This window comes from Burkholderia sp. Se-20378, assembly GCF_017104665.1.
Classification (GTDB): Bacteria; Pseudomonadota; Gammaproteobacteria; order Burkholderiales; family Burkholderiaceae; genus Burkholderia; species Burkholderia lata.
The window spans coordinates 1-18,250 of sequence record NZ_JAAGPG010000138.1 but is presented as its reverse complement, the minus strand read 5'-3'; the positions used below and the strand labels follow the sequence as shown (position 1 = coordinate 18,250).

20 protein-coding genes and 2 pseudogenes are annotated in these 18,250 nt (G+C 65.9%); 19 read left to right on the top strand and 3 right to left on the bottom strand.

Going from position 1 to position 18,250, the window contains the following annotated elements:
* From G3N93_RS16755 to G3N93_RS16720, 8 genes and pseudogenes are all read left to right on the top strand, one after another.
* Positions 1 to 192: pseudogene (locus tag G3N93_RS16755) on the top strand (SAM-dependent methyltransferase); the annotation flags it as partial.
* Between the two features lie 195 nt (positions 193 to 387).
* Complete coding sequence (locus G3N93_RS16750; protein ID WP_046544359.1) at positions 388 to 912, top strand: DUF2244 domain-containing protein; 525 nt, start codon at positions 388 to 390, stop codon at positions 910 to 912.
* Between the two features lie 55 nt (positions 913 to 967).
* Positions 968 to 2,563, top strand: a complete 1,596-nt coding sequence (gene coxB, locus G3N93_RS16745) for a cytochrome c oxidase subunit II (RefSeq protein WP_011353278.1) — start codon at positions 968 to 970, stop codon at positions 2,561 to 2,563.
* A gap of 43 nt (positions 2,564 to 2,606) precedes the next feature.
* A complete protein-coding gene (ctaD, locus tag G3N93_RS16740) occupies positions 2,607 to 4,214 on the top strand; it encodes a cytochrome c oxidase subunit I (RefSeq protein ID WP_069248929.1) in 1,608 nt (535 codons plus the stop codon).
* 80 nt (positions 4,215 to 4,294) lie between these two features.
* On the top strand, positions 4,295 to 4,435 hold the full coding sequence (locus G3N93_RS16735) for a cytochrome oxidase small assembly protein (RefSeq protein ID WP_174937785.1): 141 nt from the start codon (positions 4,295 to 4,297) through the stop codon (positions 4,433 to 4,435).
* A 35-nt stretch (positions 4,436 to 4,470) separates the two neighbouring features.
* Entirely contained in the window at positions 4,471 to 5,079 is a 609-nt protein-coding gene (locus G3N93_RS16730) for a cytochrome c oxidase assembly protein (protein WP_011353276.1), read from the top strand.
* 16 nt (positions 5,080 to 5,095) lie between these two features.
* Complete coding sequence (locus G3N93_RS16725; protein ID WP_174937787.1) at positions 5,096 to 5,296, top strand: DUF2970 domain-containing protein; 201 nt, start codon at positions 5,096 to 5,098, stop codon at positions 5,294 to 5,296.
* A 141-nt stretch (positions 5,297 to 5,437) separates the two neighbouring features.
* A complete protein-coding gene (locus G3N93_RS16720; RefSeq protein WP_011353274.1) occupies positions 5,438 to 6,295 on the top strand; it encodes a cytochrome c oxidase subunit 3 in 858 nt (285 codons plus the stop codon).
* A 171-nt stretch (positions 6,296 to 6,466) separates the two neighbouring features.
* Here G3N93_RS16720 and G3N93_RS16715 read toward each other — a convergent pair whose 3' ends face one another.
* Positions 6,467 to 6,676, bottom strand: coding sequence for a twin transmembrane helix small protein (locus G3N93_RS16715; RefSeq protein WP_011353273.1), 210 nt, complete (start codon positions 6,674 to 6,676; stop codon positions 6,467 to 6,469).
* A gap of 84 nt (positions 6,677 to 6,760) precedes the next feature.
* Here G3N93_RS16715 and G3N93_RS16710 point away from each other — a divergent pair, with 84 nt between their 5' ends.
* Genes G3N93_RS16710 through G3N93_RS16690 form a run of 5 tightly spaced genes read left to right on the top strand, consistent with a single transcriptional unit; the run spans position 6,761 to position 10,842 of the window.
* Positions 6,761 to 7,471, top strand: coding sequence for an SURF1 family protein (locus tag G3N93_RS16710; RefSeq protein ID WP_241011799.1), 711 nt, complete (start codon positions 6,761 to 6,763; stop codon positions 7,469 to 7,471).
* Between the two features lie 60 nt (positions 7,472 to 7,531).
* Entirely contained in the window at positions 7,532 to 8,158 is a 627-nt protein-coding gene (locus tag G3N93_RS16705; protein WP_174937790.1) for a cytochrome C oxidase subunit I, read from the top strand.
* A gap of 24 nt (positions 8,159 to 8,182) precedes the next feature.
* Complete coding sequence (locus tag G3N93_RS16700; RefSeq protein WP_206123538.1) at positions 8,183 to 9,295, top strand: heme A synthase; 1,113 nt, start codon at positions 8,183 to 8,185, stop codon at positions 9,293 to 9,295.
* An 8-nt stretch (positions 9,296 to 9,303) separates the two neighbouring features.
* The gene (gene cyoE, locus G3N93_RS16695) at positions 9,304 to 10,206 is read left to right on the top strand and encodes a heme o synthase (RefSeq protein ID WP_011353269.1); all 903 of its coding nucleotides are present in this window, start codon (positions 9,304 to 9,306) and stop codon (positions 10,204 to 10,206) included.
* An 18-nt stretch (positions 10,207 to 10,224) separates the two neighbouring features.
* Positions 10,225 to 10,842 (top strand): SCO family protein, encoded by a 618-nt coding sequence (locus tag G3N93_RS16690; protein ID WP_046544363.1) that lies wholly within the window; start codon positions 10,225 to 10,227, stop codon positions 10,840 to 10,842.
* 149 nt (positions 10,843 to 10,991) lie between these two features.
* Here G3N93_RS16690 and G3N93_RS16685 read toward each other — a convergent pair whose 3' ends face one another.
* Positions 10,992 to 11,282 (bottom strand): YciI family protein, encoded by a 291-nt coding sequence (locus tag G3N93_RS16685; RefSeq protein ID WP_069248921.1) that lies wholly within the window; start codon positions 11,280 to 11,282, stop codon positions 10,992 to 10,994.
* Positions 11,283 to 11,531: 249 nt separating this feature from the next.
* Here G3N93_RS16685 and G3N93_RS16680 point away from each other — a divergent pair, with 249 nt between their 5' ends.
* Positions 11,532 to 13,136, top strand: coding sequence for a methyl-accepting chemotaxis protein (locus G3N93_RS16680; protein ID WP_206133512.1), 1,605 nt, complete (start codon positions 11,532 to 11,534; stop codon positions 13,134 to 13,136).
* A gap of 212 nt (positions 13,137 to 13,348) precedes the next feature.
* Positions 13,349 to 14,164 (top strand): MetQ/NlpA family ABC transporter substrate-binding protein, encoded by an 816-nt coding sequence (locus G3N93_RS16675; protein WP_011353265.1) that lies wholly within the window; start codon positions 13,349 to 13,351, stop codon positions 14,162 to 14,164.
* A gap of 110 nt (positions 14,165 to 14,274) precedes the next feature.
* On the opposite strand, the gene G3N93_RS16670 is transcribed toward G3N93_RS16675, so the two are convergent.
* Entirely contained in the window at positions 14,275 to 14,583 is a 309-nt protein-coding gene (locus tag G3N93_RS16670; protein WP_174937800.1) for a VF_A0006 family four-cysteine protein, read from the bottom strand.
* A gap of 332 nt (positions 14,584 to 14,915) precedes the next feature.
* Here G3N93_RS16670 and G3N93_RS16665 point away from each other — a divergent pair, with 332 nt between their 5' ends.
* The 4 genes and pseudogenes from G3N93_RS16665 to G3N93_RS16650 form a co-directional block, all read left to right on the top strand.
* Complete coding sequence (locus G3N93_RS16665) at positions 14,916 to 15,881, top strand: ABC transporter substrate-binding protein (RefSeq protein WP_043187240.1); 966 nt, start codon at positions 14,916 to 14,918, stop codon at positions 15,879 to 15,881.
* Between the two features lie 139 nt (positions 15,882 to 16,020).
* A complete protein-coding gene (locus tag G3N93_RS16660) occupies positions 16,021 to 16,917 on the top strand; it encodes an ABC transporter permease (RefSeq protein WP_039346181.1) in 897 nt (298 codons plus the stop codon).
* A gap of 1 nt (position 16,918) precedes the next feature.
* Complete coding sequence (locus tag G3N93_RS16655) at positions 16,919 to 17,713, top strand: ABC transporter ATP-binding protein (RefSeq protein WP_174937801.1); 795 nt, start codon at positions 16,919 to 16,921, stop codon at positions 17,711 to 17,713.
* Between the two features lie 283 nt (positions 17,714 to 17,996).
* Positions 17,997 to 18,110, top strand: a pseudogene (locus G3N93_RS16650) (recombinase RecA); the annotation flags it as partial.
* Positions 18,111 to 18,250: the final 140 nt, after the last annotated feature.

The window sequence follows — 18,250 nt, the reverse complement described above, 5'->3', positions numbered from 1 at the left end:
CGCGCGACGCGGCGCTTCCGCGCGGCGCTCGGCGACGCGCTGGAGGCTCGCCGGCGCGAGGACGGCACGATTCCGCTGACCTTCGAAGTGATCTACGGCCACGCGTGGAAGGCCGTGCCGCGCACGACCGCCGAAGGGCATGGGATCGTGCGCATCGAGGACATCGGAAAGGGGCGTCCGAAGAATCGGTAAAGCGGTAAAGAGGGGTTTTGTTATGTCTGAAATTAGCGGCGCAAAGCGGGGTCGAATTGGCGCCTAAAATGGCCGAAAAGCTTGTCGCGCTTGGCTCGCGGGCCGATAGTCGCTTGCTTGTGGATGCCATTGAACCCGCCTATAATGCGTCAGCTTGTCGTCCCGGGGTCCCCGCAATACGGGGCGACGAGTCCGATGCAGGCATGCATCGCATGCCATTCGCGTGAGGCGGCGATGGAAGCAGCGAGGGTTTTGGCGGAGACGACGAACGGCGAGCCGGTCCTCGAAGACTGGCTGATGAAACGCAACTGTTCGGCGTCACCGCGCCAGTTCGTGCTGTTTTACGCGTCGCTCGCGGGCTTCTCGCTGGTGATCGCGACATTGCTGATGTGGCGGGGGGCTTGGCTCGTCATGCCCTTCACCGGAATCGAGTTGCTGGCTGTGGGTGTCGCATTTGCGATCTATGCTCGCCATGCGGTCGATTACGAACGCATCAGGCTGTATCCGCACCGGCTCGTGATCGAGCGGATGGATGCGGAGCGGCTCACGCAGATCGAATTCAACCCGCGCTGGGTGCGGGTCGAGCCGGGTGCGACGCCACGCGATCCGATTCGGCTGGTATCGCGCGGGCAGACCGTCGTAATCGGGCAGCATCTCGCGCAGTACAAGCGTGCGCAGTTCGCCGACGAACTGCGCGTGTCGCTCAGGCGCTGCGGCTGACGAGGCGCGGGCACCGGCGGATATGGCCGGTAGCTTGCGACGGGGGAGGGTTTGAATGGAAATTTTGGGTAAGGATGCTATGAAAACAATCAAGCGAGCCCTCACGGGCGTGCTGGCATGCAGCGGATTGCTCTTTGCCGGTGCCGCCCTGGCGGTCGGTGATAGCCCGGGCGGCCCCCGCGTCAACGAGATCAACTTTCAGCCGCCTGTCACGAAGATCGCCGAGGAGCTCTACGATCTCCACACGATGATGCTCATCCTGTGTACGGTGATCTTCGTCGGCGTGTTCGGCGTGATGTTCTATTCGATCTTCGCGCACCGCAAATCCAAGGGCCACAAGGCCGCCAATTTCCATGAAAGCACGACCGTCGAGATCATCTGGACGATCGTGCCGTTCGTCATCGTCGTGCTGATGGCGCTGCCGGCGACGAAGGCCGTCGTCGCGATGAAGGACACGACCAACGCCGATCTCACGATCAAGGTCACCGGCTACCAGTGGAAGTGGGGCTACGACTACGTGAAGGGCCCGGGCGAGGGCATCGGCTTCCTGTCGACGCTCAGCACCCCGCGCGACGAAGTGATGGGCAAGAAGCCGATCACCGACACCTATCTGCAGGAAGTCGACAACCCGCTCGTCGTGCCGGTCAACAAGAAGATCCGCATCATCACGACCGCGAACGACGTCGTCCACTCGTGGTACGTGCCCGCGTTCGGCGTGAAGCAGGATGCGATCCCCGGCTTCGTGCGCGACACGTGGTTCAAGGCCGACAAGGTCGGTACGTTCCGCGGTTTCTGTACCGAGCTGTGCGGCAAGGAACACGCGTACATGCCGGTCGTCGTCGAAGTCCTGTCGGATGACGACTACGCGAAGTGGGTCACCGCGCAGAAGGCCAAGCTGGCCAGCGCCGCAGTCGATCCGAACAAGGTCTACACGATGGCTGAACTCGTCGCGCACGGCGAGGAAGTCTACAAGGCGAACTGCGCGGCCTGCCACCAGGTGAGCGGCAAGGGCCTCGGCGCCTTCCCGGCCATGGACGGCAGCCCGATCGTGAACGGCCCGATCGCCGGCCACGTCGAGCGCGTGCTGCACGGCAAGGGTGCAATGCCGTCGTGGGCGTCGCTGTCGGATCTCGACATCGCGTCGGTCATCACGTACGAACGCAATTCGTGGGGCAACCACAAGAACGACCTGCTGCAGCCGAAGCAAGTGGCCGACGCGCGTAACGGCAAGATGCCGGAAGACGCGGCGGGCGCAGCGGCAGCAGCACCGGCGGAAGCCGCTTCGGCGCCGGCGCAGGCCGCGTCGGGCGCAGAGCAGCCGGCGGCAGCGGCATCGGCCGCACTGTCGACGATCTACTTCGAGACGGGCAAGAGCGTGCTGCCGGCCGACGCGAAGGCGGCGATCGCCGCCGCGGCCGACTATGCGAAGGCACATCCGGACGCGAAGCTCGCGCTGTCGGGCTTTACCGACAAGTCGGGCTCGGCCGACGCAAACGCCGAACTGGCGAAGCATCGTGCACAGGCCGTGCGCGACGCGCTGAAGGCAGCAGGCGTGGCGGAAGACCACATTATTCTCAAAAAGCCGGAAACGATCACGGGCGGGGCGGACGCGAAGGAAGCCCGGCGTGTCGAGATCGGCCCGGCGGCTTGACGTGTCGCTGAGTTAGTCGACGTATTCGCATTAGGAGATTCTCATGTCTAGCATCGGGCACGACGTAGCCGCGGACCACGCGCACGACGACCACGCGCACGAAATGCCGCACGGCTGGCGGCGCTGGCTGTTCGCCACCAACCACAAGGACATCGGTACGCTGTACCTGTTGTTCTCGTTCATCATGTTCCTGTCGGGCGGCGTGATGGCGCTCGCCATCCGGGCCGAGCTGTTCGAGCCGGGCCTGCAGATCATGCGTCCGGAGTTCTTCAACGAACTCACGACGATGCACGGCCTGATCATGGTGTTCGGCGCGATCATGCCGGCGTTCGTCGGCTTCGCGAACTGGATGATTCCGCTGCAGATCGGCGCGTCCGACATGGCGTTCGCGCGGATGAACAACTTCAGCTTCTGGCTGCTGCCGGTTGCGGCCGTGCTGCTGGTCGGTTCGTTCTTCGCGCCGGGCGGCGCGACGGCCGCCGGCTGGACGCTCTACGCGCCGCTGTCGACGCAGATGGGCCCGGGCATGGACTTCGCGATCTTCGCGGTCCACATCATGGGCGCATCGTCGATCATGGGCGGGATCAACATCGTCGTGACGATCCTGAACATGCGCGCACCGGGCATGACGCTGATGAAGATGCCGATGTTCGCATGGACGTGGCTGATCACGGCGTACCTGCTGATCGCGGTGATGCCGGTTCTGGCAGGCGCGATCACGATGGTGCTGTTCGACCGTCACTTCGGCACGTCGTTCTTCAACGCGGCAGGCGGCGGCGACCCGGTGATGTACCAGCACATCTTCTGGTTCTTCGGCCACCCCGAGGTGTACATCATGATTCTGCCGGCGTTCGGGATCGTGTCGCAGGTGATCCCGGCGTTCGCACGCAAGACGCTGTTCGGCTATAGCTCGATGGTGTACGCGACGGCTTCGATCGCGATCCTGTCGTTCATGGTCTGGGCGCACCACATGTTCGCAACGGGCATGCCGGTCACCGGCCAGCTGTTCTTCATGTACGCGACGATGCTGATCGCGGTGCCGACGGGCGTGAAGGTGTTCAACTGGCTCGCGACGATGTGGCGCGGCTCGATGACGTTCGAAACCCCGATGCTGTTCGCGATCGGCTTCCTGTTCGTGTTCACGTTCGGCGGTCTCACGGGCCTGATGCTCGCGATGGCGCCGCTCGACATCCAGTATCACGGTACCTACTTCGTGGTGGCGCACTTCCACTACGTGCTGGTGGCCGGCTCATTGTTCGCGCTGTTCTCGGGCTGGTACTACTGGGCGCCGAAGTGGACGGGCTGGATGTACAACGAGACGCGCGGCAAGATCCACTTCTGGGCGTCGATGATCTTCTTCAACCTGACGTTCTTCCCGATGCACTTCGTCGGTCTCGCAGGCATGCCGCGTCGCTATGCGGACTACCCGGCGCAGTTCACGGACTTCAACCAGGTGGCGACGATCGGCGCATTCGGCTTCGGCCTCGCGCAGGTGTACTTCCTGTTCGCGGTCGCGCTGCCGGCCTACCGTGGCGGCGGCGAGCTGGAAAAGGCGTCGGACAAGCCGTGGGATGGCGCGGAAGGCCTCGAGTGGACGGTGCCGAGCCCGGCTCCCTTCCACACGTTCGAGCAACCGCCGCACGTCGAGTAAGTTTCACAGTGCGTTCCGCCGCTGCCTGCCGCGCAGGCAGGCGCGGCGGGCGCCGAATTGAAATTTCAGCGAAGTTTCAGATGAACCGGAATCCACAAGAAAGACGAACGCCCGAGCAGGTCCGCGCGGGCAACAAGCGGCTCGGTCTCATCCTGCTCGTCATCGCCGCCGTTTTTTTTGTGGGTGTCGTGATCAAGCAGTGGTGGCTGTCCACTCACTGATGCAGCAACAGACGCAGTAGCGAGGAAGTTGTCGTATGTCGAAGCCGGAAGAGGGCGCCGTCGATCGCGCGTTCAATCGTTCGATGCTGGTGAAGCTCTTCGTCGTGGCCGGGCTGATGTTCGGTTTCGGCTTCGCGCTGATCCCGATGTATCGGGCGATCTGCCAGATCACCGGCATCAACAACCTGGTGCAGCGCGATGTCAGCGAGCGCGAGGTGAAGAACTCGCAGGTCGACACCAGCCGCACGGTGTCGGTCGAGTTCGATGCGAATGCGCGCGGCCCGCTCGGTTTCAAGCCGGAGCACAACAGTCTCGACGTGCATCCGGGTGAGCTGACGACGATCGTGTACGACGTGACGAACGGGCAGGGCAGGCCGGTCGTTGCCCAGGCGATTCCGAGCTACGCGCCGAAGCAGGCGACGGAGTTCTTCAAGAAGATCGAGTGCTTTTGCTTTACGCAGCAGACGCTGGCCGCGAATGAATCGCGCAAGATGCCGGTGGTGTTCGTGATCGATCCGAAGCTGCCGAAGGACGTGAAGACGATCACGCTGTCGTACACGTTCTTCGAGCTGAATACGCCGGCCACGCCGGCGCCCGCGCCGGGCAAGACCGCGGCGCAGGGCGCGGCGAAGCCGGACGCATGACGACGGAGGCGAGGCGATGACGGAGGTCAAGCGGGGCGGGTCGTTCGGCCAGGCGCTGAAAGCCGTGCTGTGGTCGTTCTTCGGGGTGCGCAAGCGGCGCGACCTGGAGGCCGACGCGACGCAGCTGAATCCGCTGCACGTGTTGATCGTCGCGTTGCTGGCGGCCGGTTTGTTCATCGGCGTGCTGATCCTGATCGTGCGTGCCGTCGTGGGCTGAAGCCCGCGGCCACGAAGGAAGAATGCAGTGCGCGGCGTCACGGCGCCGCGTGCAGGAAGGAGCGGTGGTGGTCACGCCGCGCAAGAAATAAAGCCGGAGCGGTTTCCGGTACACAAATTGGACTGAAGTGGAGAATCAAGCATGAGCGGTCAAAACCAGACCCCGTACTATTTCGTGCCGCATCCGTCGCAGCATCCGATCAGCGCGGCCATCGGCCTGCTGGTCATGCTCGGATCGACAGCGCTGTGGATCAACGGTCACGACTGGGCGCCGTTTACGGCGCTGCTCGGCCTGCTTTGGTTGCTCTTTACGCTGTATCACTGGTTCGGCGACGCGATCGCCGAATCGGAAGGCGGTCACTACGGCAAGAACGTCGACAAGTCGTACCGCTGGAGCATGAGCTGGTTCATCTTCTCGGAAGTGATGTTCTTCGGCGCGTTCTTCGGCGCACTGTTCTATGCACGTGAAATCGCGCTGCATCAGCTCGGCAGCCTCGACTACAAGCTGATCTGGCCGGATTTCTCCGCCGTGTGGCCGAACGAAGGCCCCGCCGCGCTCGCCGGTCACTTCAAGACGATGGGCCCGTGGCCGATCCCGACGCTGAACACCGCGTTCCTGCTGTCGTCGGGCGTGACGCTGACGATCTCGCACCACGCGCTGCGTGACGATCATCGCAAGAAGGCGATCGCCTGGCTGGCCGCGACGCTCGCGTTCGGTATCTGCTTCCTGTTCCTGCAGGGCTTCGAGTACTACCACGCGTACAACGAACTGAACCTGACGCTGAACTCGGGCGTGTACGGTTCGACGTTCTTCCTGCTGACGGGCTTCCACGGTTTCCACGTGTTCCTCGGCGGCACGATGCTCGCGGTGGTGCTGGTGCGGATGATCCGCGGCCACTTCAAGCCCGATCACCACTTCGCATTCGAAGGCGCCGCGTGGTACTGGCATTTCGTCGACGTCGTCTGGCTCGGCCTGTACGTCGTCGTCTACTGGCTGTAAATGGAACAACGGCCCGCGCAGCAATGCGCGGGCCGTTTTCATTGGGTCGGCCGGGCAGCATGACTGCCGGCCTTCACCACCCGGGCGCCGCCGCGACTCAGTCAGGCGGCGCTTTTGCTTGGTGCTGCGGCCGTGCGGCGAAATGTCACAGCGGCCGCGGCGGCAAATCGATCAACGCCCGATCGGCAGGCCGGTCGAATGGATCCAGCCCATCCAGTTCGCGATCAGGATGAGCAGGAACAGCGACACCGACAGCCCGACGCGGGTGGCGAGCGACCAGACCATGCGTTTCGTGTGGCCGCGGTCGTGCATCATGAAGTAGAGCGCCGAGCCCATGCTGGCAATGATGAGGACGAAGGCGATGGGAACGAGTATGTGCATGACACGAACCGGACGACGGCAATTCGAAAGGAAGAGGATAATTATCGCACTTCGCTTTCGGGCATGTGCCGGGCGGGCCGCATGATGAAGATACGCTGGCTGCCTGCGCTGTTGATCCTCGTCGTCGTTGCGGTCACGATCCGTCTCGGTTTCTGGCAGCGCGACCGCGCGCACCAGAAGGAAGCGCTGCAGGCGAGCATCGAGCGCTACGAGCAGGCTGCGCCCGTCGACGTCGGCGCGCAGCCGATGCCGCTCGCGTCGATCGAGTTCCATCGCGTGCGTGCGACGGGCCGCTTCCTGCCCGACCAAGCCGTGTTCCTCGACAATCGGCCGTATAACGACCAGCCGGGTTTTTACGTCGTGATGCCGTTTAAACTCACGGGCGGCGGCGTCGTGCTCGTGAACCGCGGCTGGCTGCCGCGCAATATTTCCGATCGCACGGCGATCGAGCCGTTCGCGACGCCCGCGGGCGACGTCGAGATCGTGGGCATCGCGCGCGCCGACGCGTCGCGGGCGTTCGAGCTCGGTGAAGGCGGGTCGGCGGCGCACCAGAAGATCCGGCAGAACCTGGACGTCGCCGCGTATGCGAAGGAAACGGGGCTGCCGCTTCAGCCGTTCGTGATCCAGCAGACGAGCGACGACGGCGACAAGCTCGTGCGCGACTGGCCGGCGGCGACGACCGGCGTCGAGCGCAATTACGGTTACATGTTTCAGTGGTGGGCGATGGCGGCGGCCGCGCTCGGCTTCGGCCTGTACGCCGCGCGGCGTGCGGCGAAGAAGTCGGCCGGCGCGTGAGTGCCATGCCAGGACGCGGCGCCGGCGCCGCGGGTTCGTTTCGAGAGGTCTGATTTGTCCATGCAATCTTCCCGTCAGGGTCCGGCCGCTGCGCCGATCTCGCCCGCGGCCCGCAAGCGCGGCCGCTGGATGCTCGTGCTGCTGGGTCTCGTGTGCGCCGCACCGATGATCGCGTCGTACTTTACCTATTACGTGATCAAGCCGAAGGGCGGCTCGACCAACTACGGCACGCTGATCGAGCCGCAGCGTCCGATCCCCGCAGATCTGCAGGTGACCGACGAAACCGGCAAGACCGTGCCGCTGTCGTCGCTGCGCGGCGTGTGGCTGTTCGTGATGACCGACCGCAGCGCGTGCGACGACGCGTGTGCGCAGAAGCTTTATTTCATGCGCCAGATCCGCGTCACGCAGGCGGGCGAGCGGCACCGCCTCACGATGGTGTGGCTGCGCAGCGATGCGGGCGCGATGCCGCAGAAGGTGCTGGACGCGTACCCCGACACGCGCCGTCTCGTCGCCGACCCGGCCGCGGTGGCCGCGTGGCTGCCGGCCGACGCCGGCACGAAGGACAGCGACCACATCTATATGGTCGATCCGAACGGCAACCTGATGATGCGTTTCCCGAAGGATCCGAATCCCGGCAAGATCAAGGCGGACGTGACGAAGCTGCTGAAGTGGTCGAGCATCGGCTAAGGCAACACGAGAGGCAATGAACCGATGTCGTATCTACTGCAACTCGGCCTGATCGGCTTCTGCATCGCGCTGCTGCCGCTGTCTTACGTGTGGGTGAAGGCCGACGACAACAAGTTTCGCAAGCTGGTGTGGATCACCACCTTCCTGACGCTCGACCTCGTGATGTTCGGCGGCTTCACGCGGCTGACCGATTCGGGGCTCGGCTGCCCGGACTGGCCCGGCTGCTACGGCACGTCGTCGCCGTTCATCGCGCACGCCGCGATCACGGCCGCGCACCAGGCGATGCCGACGGGCCCCGTCAGCATGTCGAAGGCGTGGATCGAGATGATCCACCGCTATTTCGCGATGGCGATCGGCGTGCTGATCATCGCGCAGGTCGCGATCGCGTGGACCGCGCGACTGCGCCGCCGCCCGCTGCACGTGTCGCCGTGGTGGCCGACGAGCCTGCTGCTGCTGATCCTCGTGCAGGGCGCGTTCGGCGCGTGGACGGTCACGATGAAGCTGCAGCCGGTGATCGTCACGATCCACCTGCTGCTCGGCCTCACGCTGCTCGGCACGCTCGGCTGGCTCGCGGCGCGGCAGACGCCGCTGCCGTCGTATGACCCCGAAGCCGGCCGCTATCGCGCGGCTGCGCTCGCGGCGCTCGTGCTGCTGGTCGTGCAGATCGCGCTCGGCGGCTGGGTGAGCACCAACTACGCGGTGCTCGCGTGCACCGACTTCCCGACCTGCAACGGCCAGTGGATCCCGCCGATGGACTTCCAGCACGGCTTCCACCTGTGGCGCGCGCTCGGGATGACGAAGGACGGCGACGCGATCACGCAGGACGCGCTGGTCGCGATCCACTGGACGCATCGCACGTTCGCGTTCGTCGTGGTCGCGTACCTGGTCGCGTTTGCGCTGAAGATGCGTCGCTTCGAGTCGCTGCGGCGGCCCGCGAACGGCGTGCTGCTGGTCGTCCTGCTGCAGTTCGTGACGGGCCTGACCAACATCGTGCTGCAGTGGCCGCTGCCGGTCGCCGTCGCGCACAACGGCGGGGCCGCGATCCTGCTGCTGCTCGTCGTCATGTTAAACTTTCGCATCCTTTCAAGCCGCCCCGGCCGTGTCGCGCAGCCTGCGCGCGACGCCGCCCCGGCGTGACCGCCCCCATGCAAAGCACCCTCTCCCAATCGCCCGGTAGCCGGTTTTCGCAATACATGGCGCTGACGAAGCCGCGTGTCACGCAGCTCGCGGTGTTCTGCGCGGTGATCGGCATGTTCCTCGCGACGCCGGGCATGGTGCCGTGGCACGTGCTGATCGGCGGTACGGTCGGCATCTGGCTGCTGGCCGGCGCCGCGTTCGCGATCAACTGCCTCGTCGAACAGAAGATCGACGCGATGATGCGTCGCACCGCGTGGCGCCCGTCCGCGCGCGGCGAGATCACGACCCCGCAGATCCTGATCTTCTCGGCCGTACTCGGCAGCGTCGGCGCATGGACGCTCTATACGTTCACGAACCCGCTGACGATGTGGCTGACGATCGCCACCTTCGTCGGCTACGCCGTGATCTACACGCTGCTGCTCAAGCCGATGACGCCGCAGAACATCGTGATCGGCGGCGCATCGGGTGCGATGCCGCCGGCGCTCGGCTGGGCCGCGGTCACCGGCGCGGTGCCGGGCGACGCGTGGATCCTCGTGCTGATCATCTTCGTGTGGACGCCGCCGCATTTCTGGGTGCTCGCGCTGTATCGCCGCAAGGATTACGAGAACGCCGGGCTGCCGATGCTGCCCGTCACGCACGGCGAGAAGTTCACGCGGCTGCACATCCTGCTGTACACGGTGATCCTGTTCGCGGTCACGCTGATGCCGTTCATCTCCGGGATGAGCGGGGCTGTCTACCTGACGAGCGCGGTGCTGCTCGGCGCGGTGTTCCTCGCGTATGCGTGGAAGATCCATCGCGACTATTCGGACGAACTCGCCCGCAAGGCCTTCCGCTACTCGATCGTCTATCTGTCGCTGCTGTTCGCCGCGCTGCTCGTCGATCACTATGCACGCCCGCTGCTCGGCGTGTAACCGCACGGTTTGAACGCAATGCTCCAATCACGGTTCGGGCGCCGCGCGCGCCAAGGCTGGATGCTCGCATGCGCATTCACGGCAGCACTGCTGCTCGCCGGATGCGACAACGCGCCGAAATTCCAGAATCTCGACATCACCGGCAACACGCAGTTCGGCAGCGACTTCTCGCTGCCCGATACGGCCGGCAAGGTGCGCACGCTCGCCGACTTCAAGGGCCGTGCGGTCGTGATGTTCTTCGGCTATACGCACTGCCCGGACGTGTGCCCGACGACGATGGCCGAGCTGTCCGAAGCGCTGAAGCAGCTCGGGCCCGATGCCGCGAAGCGCGTGCAGGTGCTGTTCGTCACCGTCGATCCGGAGCGTGACACGCCGGCGCTGCTCGGCCAGTACGTGCCCGCGTTCGATCCGTCGTTCATCGGCCTGCGGCCGGCCGACGAAGCGGCGCTGAAGAAGGTCACGAAGGATTTCCGCGTGTACTACGCGAAGGTGCCCGGCAAGACGCCCGGCAGCTACACGATGGATCACACCGCAGCGAGCTACGTGTTCGACCGCGACGGCAAGCTGCGCCTGTTCGTGCGCGATGGCCAGGGCCCCGGCCCGTGGGTCCACGACCTGAAGCTGCTGGTCGACTGACCAGTCGCCGCCGGGCGCCCGGCCTGGCGATCACGTGACGGCCGCCACGCGCCGTCACGCTTTCCCTCTCGATTCGTTGTTTGAATGCTGCCCGTCGGGCGGCGTGTCGGCCTGCGCGCGCCTCGCGCAGGGGCCGCGCAGGCGTCGCGTTACGGCAGCGCGGGCACGTTGAAGCCGGAGGCGGCACGCGTGATCCGGAATTCCGTCACGCGATACGTGGCGAGCCCCTCGATGACGAACGGATCGGTCTTCAGGATCGCGTCCAGCTCGTCGCGATCGATGCGGGCCGCGAGGATCACGCCGCCTTCGCGCGGCACCTTCGGCCCGGCCGCGATGAAGATGCCCTTGTCGAACTGCGGTTGCAGAAATGCGCGGTGGCGTTCGAGCGCGTCGTCGATGCGCTCGAGCGAGGCGGTGTAGTGAATGTCGATGACGTACATGGATGGCCCCCGGAATGGTGCCGGCTCTTCGTGTGCCGGCTGGCCGGTCTTTTTAGCACAGCGGATGCGGACTGTCGCGCCGGCGGTCGCGGTGCGGGGCGGTGCGCAGGCGGCATGTCGATCGCCGGTTCGCGGTGCCTGCTCGTATTCAAGTTGTAAGCCTCGGTGCCGTAAATAAATGGGCAAGCGTTTGCGCGCGGCAGGCCGTTCGCGCGCAGCGTGCGCATCGACATCGACAAAGGCACGCAGATGAGCAGAATGAGTTTGAACCGCAAGCTGTGGCTCGCGCTTGCGCTGGTATGGATCGGTCTCCTGGGCGTCGGCGCATGGAGCGCGTACGAGACGCGCGCGACGATGCTCGCCGAGCGCAAGGCAGGCATCGCGAATCTCGTCGATTCGGCGGCCGGCATCGTGAAGGCGTATCACGCGCTCGCGCAGAGCGGGACGCTGCCCGAGGCCGACGCGAAGCGCGACGCGCTCGCGAGCCTGGCCGCGATGCGCTACGGCGATTCGGGCTACGTGTTCGTGATGGACTCGAAGCCGGTCGTGCTGATGCATCCGACGCTGCCGAAGCTGGTCGGCACGCAGGTCGGCGATTATCTCGATCCGGACGGCAAGCCGCTGTTCGTCACGATCCTGAACGCCGCGAAGGAAACCGGCAGCGGCTTCGCCGAGTATCGCGGGCGCCTGCCGCACAGCGAGACCGCCGTGCCGAAGATCAGCTACGTCACGCGCTTTACGCCGTGGGACTGGAACATCTCGAGCGGCGTCTTCCTGAAGGACATCGACACCATCTATTACCGGACGCTGCTCGGCCACCTCGCGGTCGTGTTCGTGATCGGCTTCGTGATCAGTGCGGCGATGCTCGTGATCATCCGCAACGTGCGCAGCAGCCTCGGCGGCGAGCCCGACGAAGCGGCCGCGCTCGCGACGCGCATCGCGCAGGGCGACCTGACGCAGCCGGTGCCGGTGCGCGCGGGCGACCGCACGAGCATGATGGCCGCGATGCACGACATGCAGGCACGGCTGCAGGCGACGATCGGCGGGATTCGCCAGTCGGCCGGATCGATCGCGTCGGCGAGCCGCCAGATCTCGGCCGGCAACGACGACCTGTCGCAGCGCACCGAGGAGCAGGCCGCGTCGCTGGAAGAAACCGCCGCGAGCATGGAGCAGTTGACCGCGACCGTGAAGCAGAACGCCGACAACGCGCGGCAGGCGAGCGGGCTGGCGAACAGCGCATCGGAGATCGCGCGCACCGGGAGCGACGTCGTGAACCGCGTGATCGGCACGATGGGCGAGATCGACGACAGCTCGCGCAAGATCGCCGACATCATCGGCGTGATCGAAGGCATCGCATTCCAGACCAACATCCTCGCGCTGAACGCGGCGGTCGAAGCCGCGCGTGCGGGTGAGCAGGGCCGCGGCTTCGCGGTGGTCGCGGGCGAAGTGCGTTCGCTCGCGCAGCGCAGCGCGACGGCGTCGAAGGAGATCCGCGAGCTGATCGTCGATTCGGTCGAGCGCGTGCGCAACGGGTCGACGCTGGTCGGCCAGGCCGGCACGACGATGGGCGAGATCCTGCAGGCCGTCGCACGCGTGACCGACATCATGGGCGAGATCGCGGCCGCGTCGGAGGAGCAGGCGAGCGGCATCACGCAGGTCGGGCGCGCGGTCACGCAGATGGACCAGGTGACGCAGCAGAACGCGGCGCTCGTCGAGGAGGCCGCCGCGGCTGCCGCGTCGCTGCAGGAACAGGCCGCGCGGCTGCGCGATGCGGTCGGCGCGTTCCGGGTCGGCGGGCAGGTGGGCGAGCCTGCATTCGACACGAAGGCGACCGGCCGGGCGGCGGTGGCGTGACGCACGCGGGCTGATGCGCGACTCGCACAAACGCAACTAACGGCCGAGTCGTGCAGCCCCCGCCAGCACCGCTGCGGTGCATACCCATATGAGCGGGATGTATTTCACTTCCCGCCGATCCTGTGACACCATTTGCCCCTTCCTGCGAGTCGGGGCATACCCGTATCGCGCCCCATTTTCAGTCATCCAGTAAGCAAGAAAGCGAGAAACAGATGAAGCGTCGCAGTCTCCTGAAGGTATTTTCCGTGCTGGCCACCGGTGCAGCACTGACGCTGTCGGCAGGCGCGCACGCCGAAGACAAGGTGATCAAGGTCGGCACGGTCGCCGGCCCGGATTCGGAAGTGTGGCAGCTCGTGCAGAAGGTCGCGAAGGAGAAGGAAGGCCTGACCGTGAAGGTCATCGAGTTCAACGACTACGTGCAGCCGAACGCGGCGCTCGACTCGGGCGACCTCGACGCGAACAGCTTCCAGCACCAGCCCTACCTCGACAGCCAGGTGAAGCAGCGCGGCTACAAGATCGTCAGCGCGGGCCTGACCTACATCTCGCCGATGGGCGTGTACTCGAAGAAGTTCAAGGCGCTGAAGGACCTGCCGCAAGGCGCGAAGCTCGCGGTGCCGAACGATCCGTCGAACGAGAACCGCGCGTTGCTGCTGCTGCAGACGCAAGGCCTGATCAAGCTGAAGGCGGGCGCCGGCACGGGCGGCAACAACGCGACGGTGCTCGACATCGCCGACAACCCGAAGAAGCTGAAGATCTCCGAACTCGACGCGGCGCAACTGCCGCGCGTGCTGTCGGACGTCGATGCGGCCGTGGTCAACACGAACTACGCGCTCGCCGCGAACCTGCAGCCGACCAAGGATGCGATCGCGCTCGAATCGCTGACGAGCCCGTACGCGAACCTGATCGCCGTGCGCGCGAAGGACAAGGACCAGCCGTGGGTGAAGAAGCTGGTCAAGGCGTACCAGTCGCCGGAAGTGAAGGAATTCATCAAGAAGCAGTTCAAGGGCTCGATGGTCGCGTCGTTCTGAACGCCGCTCACCAGCCGGACCGCTGAACCAAAAGGGCCTGCATCGCGCAGGCCCTTTTTCATTGGTGCGGCCGATCGACGGCCGCACGGTGTGGCGCGTTCAACGCCGGCTCACATCTCGCCGCGCCGCGAGCAGATCGACATGATCTGCTGGATCGCATAGTTGTCGCGGACACCCGGCAGCGACTGCACGACGCACTCGTGAAAACGCCGCTCGCGCGGCAGCAGCATCGCGTTGTTGCGATACAGCGCGTCGCACGAGCGCTGGATCAACTGGGCCGCCGCGCCGTTGCGGCTTTCGCGCAGCGCGTTGAGCATGCAGTCGTCGTATTGCGCACTGCCGTCGGTCAGCGCGAATGCCGCACCCGGCAGCGACAGTGCGACGGCAGCGAATGCGATGGCTCGGACTCCCCGTTTCATGTGCTCTCCGATGGCGTGGATTGGGTCGGTCGACAGCATAACGTAAAGCCGCAAGCGCGGCTGACGCGTTGCGCCGGGCCGACGGGAACCGCCGCCGGGCGGGCTTCACGCGCGTTCGCGGGCTTCGGCGGGCGCGGCGATCCGGCGCGTGATGCGAAAGCGCGGAGTCAGGCGGTGGTCTGCGGAAATGGTATCCTCGTGCGTTCGCCGCTGCACGCTTTCCCGGAGCGTGCGCGGGCCGTTCGCCAGCGCGTCGTACGCGTGGCGGCGCCCGCCTGACGGCGGCGGGAATCCATCATCCAGAACCGACACAATACGGGGGAGACACACCCATGAAGCGTTTCAAGACTTTCGCGATCCGTTCGATCACGGCCGGCGTGGCCGCACTCGCGCTGGCTGGTGCCGCGCACGCCCAGACCGTCAAGGTGCTGTCGATCGTCGATCACCCGGCGCTCGATGCGATCCGCGACGGCGTGCGCGCCGAGCTGAAGGCGGAAGGTTACGGCGACGACAAGCTCAAGTGGGAATACCAGAGCGCGCAGGGCAACACGGGCACGGCCGCGCAGATCGCGCGCAAGTTCGTCGGCGACCAGCCCGACGTGATCGTCGCGATCGCGACGCCGGCCGCGCAGGCGGTGGTCGCATCGACGAAGAGCGTGCCGGTCGTCTATTCGGGCGTGACCGATCCGGTCGCCGCGCAGCTCGTGAAGGGCTGGGGCCCGTCGGGCACCAACGTGACGGGCGTGTCGGACAAGCTGCCGCTCGATCGCCAGGTCGCGCTGATCAAGCGCGTCGTGCCGAATGCGAAGACGGTCGGCATGGTCTACAACCCGGGCGAGGCGAACTCGGTCGTCGTCGTGAAGGAACTCAAGGAGATCCTCGCGAAGCAGGGGATGACGCTGAAGGAAGCGGCCGCGCCGCGCACCGTCGACATCGGCCCGGCCGCGAAAAGCCTGATCGGCAAGGTCGACGTGATCTACACGAACACCGACAACAACGTCGTGTCAGCGTACGAAGCGCTCGTGAAGGTCGCGAACGAAGCGAAGATCCCGCTCGTCGCCGGCGACACCGACAGCGTGAAGCGCGGCGGCATCGCGGCGCTCGGCATCAACTACGGCGACCTCGGCCGCCAGACGGGCAAGGTCGTCGCGCGCATCCTGAAGGGCGAGAAGCCGGGCGCGATCGCGTCGGAAACGAGCAGCAACCTCGAGTTGTTCGCGAACACGGGCGCGGCCGCGAAGCAGGGCGTGACGCTGTCGCCGGATCTGCTCAAGGAAGCGAAGACGGTCATCAAGTAAGCCGCGGTCCGACCGCCGCGCTTGCGGGCCCGATCAGGGCCTGAACGACACCGCCGGACGGGCGGCTCCCACCCGGGGCCGCCCGTTCGCTTCGCCCGGCCGTACACGTCCGGCCGGGAAGCAACAGGATTTCCCCATCATGTCTCTGTTCTCGTTTCTGGGCGCCCTGGAGATCGGCCTGATCTTCAGCCTCGTCGCCCTCGGGGTGCTGATCTCGTTTCGCATCCTCAACTTCCCCGACCTCACCGTCGACGGCAGCTTTCCGCTCGGCGGCGCCGTCGCCGCGACGCTGATCTCGGCCGGCTACGACCCGTTCAGTTCGACCTGCATCGCGATCGTCGCGGGCGCGGTGGCCGGCTTCATCACCGGCTGGCTCAACGTGCGCCTGAAGATCATGGATCTGCTCGCCAGTATCCTGATGATGATCGCGCTCTATTCGGTGAACCTGCGGATCATGGGCCGGCCGAACGTGCCGCTCATCACCGAGCCGACGATCTTCACCGTGCTGCAGCCCGACTGGATGCCAGACTACGTGCTGCGCCCGGCGCTGCTCGCGATCGTCGTCGTGGTCGCGAAGCTCGGCCTCGACTGGTTCTTCTCGTCGCAGCTCGGCCTCGCGATGCGCGCGACCGGTGCGAATCCGCGGATGGCGCGCGCGCAAGGCATCGCGACCGGCCGCGCGACGCTCGCCGGGATGGCGCTGTCGAACGCGCTCGTCGCGCTCGCGGGCGCGCTGTTCGCGCAGACGCAGGGCGGCGCGGATATCTCGATGGGGATCGGCACGATCGTGATCGGGCTGGCCGCGGTGATCATCGGCGAGACGCTGCTGCCGGCGCGCCGGCTCGTGCTGACGACGCTCGCCGTCGTGCTCGGCGCGATCGTCTATCGCTTCTTCATCGCGCTTGCGCTCAACAGCGAATTCATCGGGCTGAAGGCGCAGGATCTGAACCTCGTGACGGCCGCGCTCGTCACGATCGCGCTGGTGCTGCCGGCGACGCGCAAGAAGCTGTTCGCGCGCAAGAACGGAGGGGCCTGACATGCTGTCCGCACAAGACCTGAAACTCACGTTCAATCCCGGCACGCCGATCGAGACGCGCGCGCTGCGCGGGCTGTCGCTCGAGATTCCCGACGGCCAGTTCGTCGCGGTGATCGGCTCGAACGGCGCCGGCAAGTCGACCTTCCTCAATGCGGTCAGCGGCGACCAGGCCGTCGATGCGGGACGCATCGCGATCGACGGCACCGATGTGACGCGCAAGGCCGCGTGGGATCGCGCACATCTCGTCGCGCGCGTGTTCCAGGATCCGATGGCCGGCACCTGCGAGGCGCTGACGATCGAGGAGAACATGGCGCTCGCGATGGCGCGCGGGGCGCGGCGCGGCTTCCGGGCCGCGCTCGACCGGCCGTCGCGCGAGCTGTTCCGCGACAAGCTGCGGCTCCTGAACCTCGGCCTCGAGAACCGGTTGACCGACCGGATCGGGCTGCTGTCGGGCGGCCAGCGGCAGGCGGTGAGCCTGTTGATGGCGTCGCTGCGGCCGTCGCGGATCCTGCTGCTCGACGAGCACACCGCCGCGCTCGACCCGAAGACGGCCGCGTTCGTGCTTGAGCTGACCGCGCGCATCGTCGCCGAGAGCAAGCTGACGACGATGATGGTCACGCACAGCATGCGGCAGGCGCTCGACTACGGCGACCGCACGGTGATGCTTCACCAGGGGCAGGTCGTGCTCGACGTGTCGGGCGACGCGCGCAAGGGGCTCGACGTGCCGGACCTGCTGCAGATGTTCGAGAAGGTGCGTCACGAGCAGCTCGACGACGACGCGCTGCTGCTCGGCTGACGGGCGGCGAGTCGGCGCGGTGCGGGGTGTTGCATCGTGCCGGTTCGCTTTCGGGGTGGCGTGCCGATCTGGCCGGGCGATTCGGGCCGGATGGCGGTGGCGCGTGTTCGGACAACACGATCCGGCCGCTCCCGCTCCCGCTCCCGCTCCGGCGCGGCGTAACATGACGGCCGCACCGGCTTTCCCGTCGTTTTTCCTCTGACGAAAACCGGTTTCGCACCGGTGCTGTGCGACGCGAGCGCATTGCCATATACTGTATATCCATACAGTTGTGGGTGGCATCATGCTCGCATCCTCCATTTCTCCCGAATCCCTTCATCCGTCGCTGTGGCGCGGCTCGCAGCTCGCGCGCGGCGGTCCGCGCACGATCGAGACCGGCTTCGCGCCGCTGTCGGCCAGATCGGACGAGCGTCGTGTTAGGGCACGAGTGTGCGCAAGCGTGTAGGTCTCGGGTGTCGCCGTTTCATTACAACAAAAATCAAGATATCAAATCATATGATACACAGCACTACTGATGTCGCTTCGCACAAGACACAC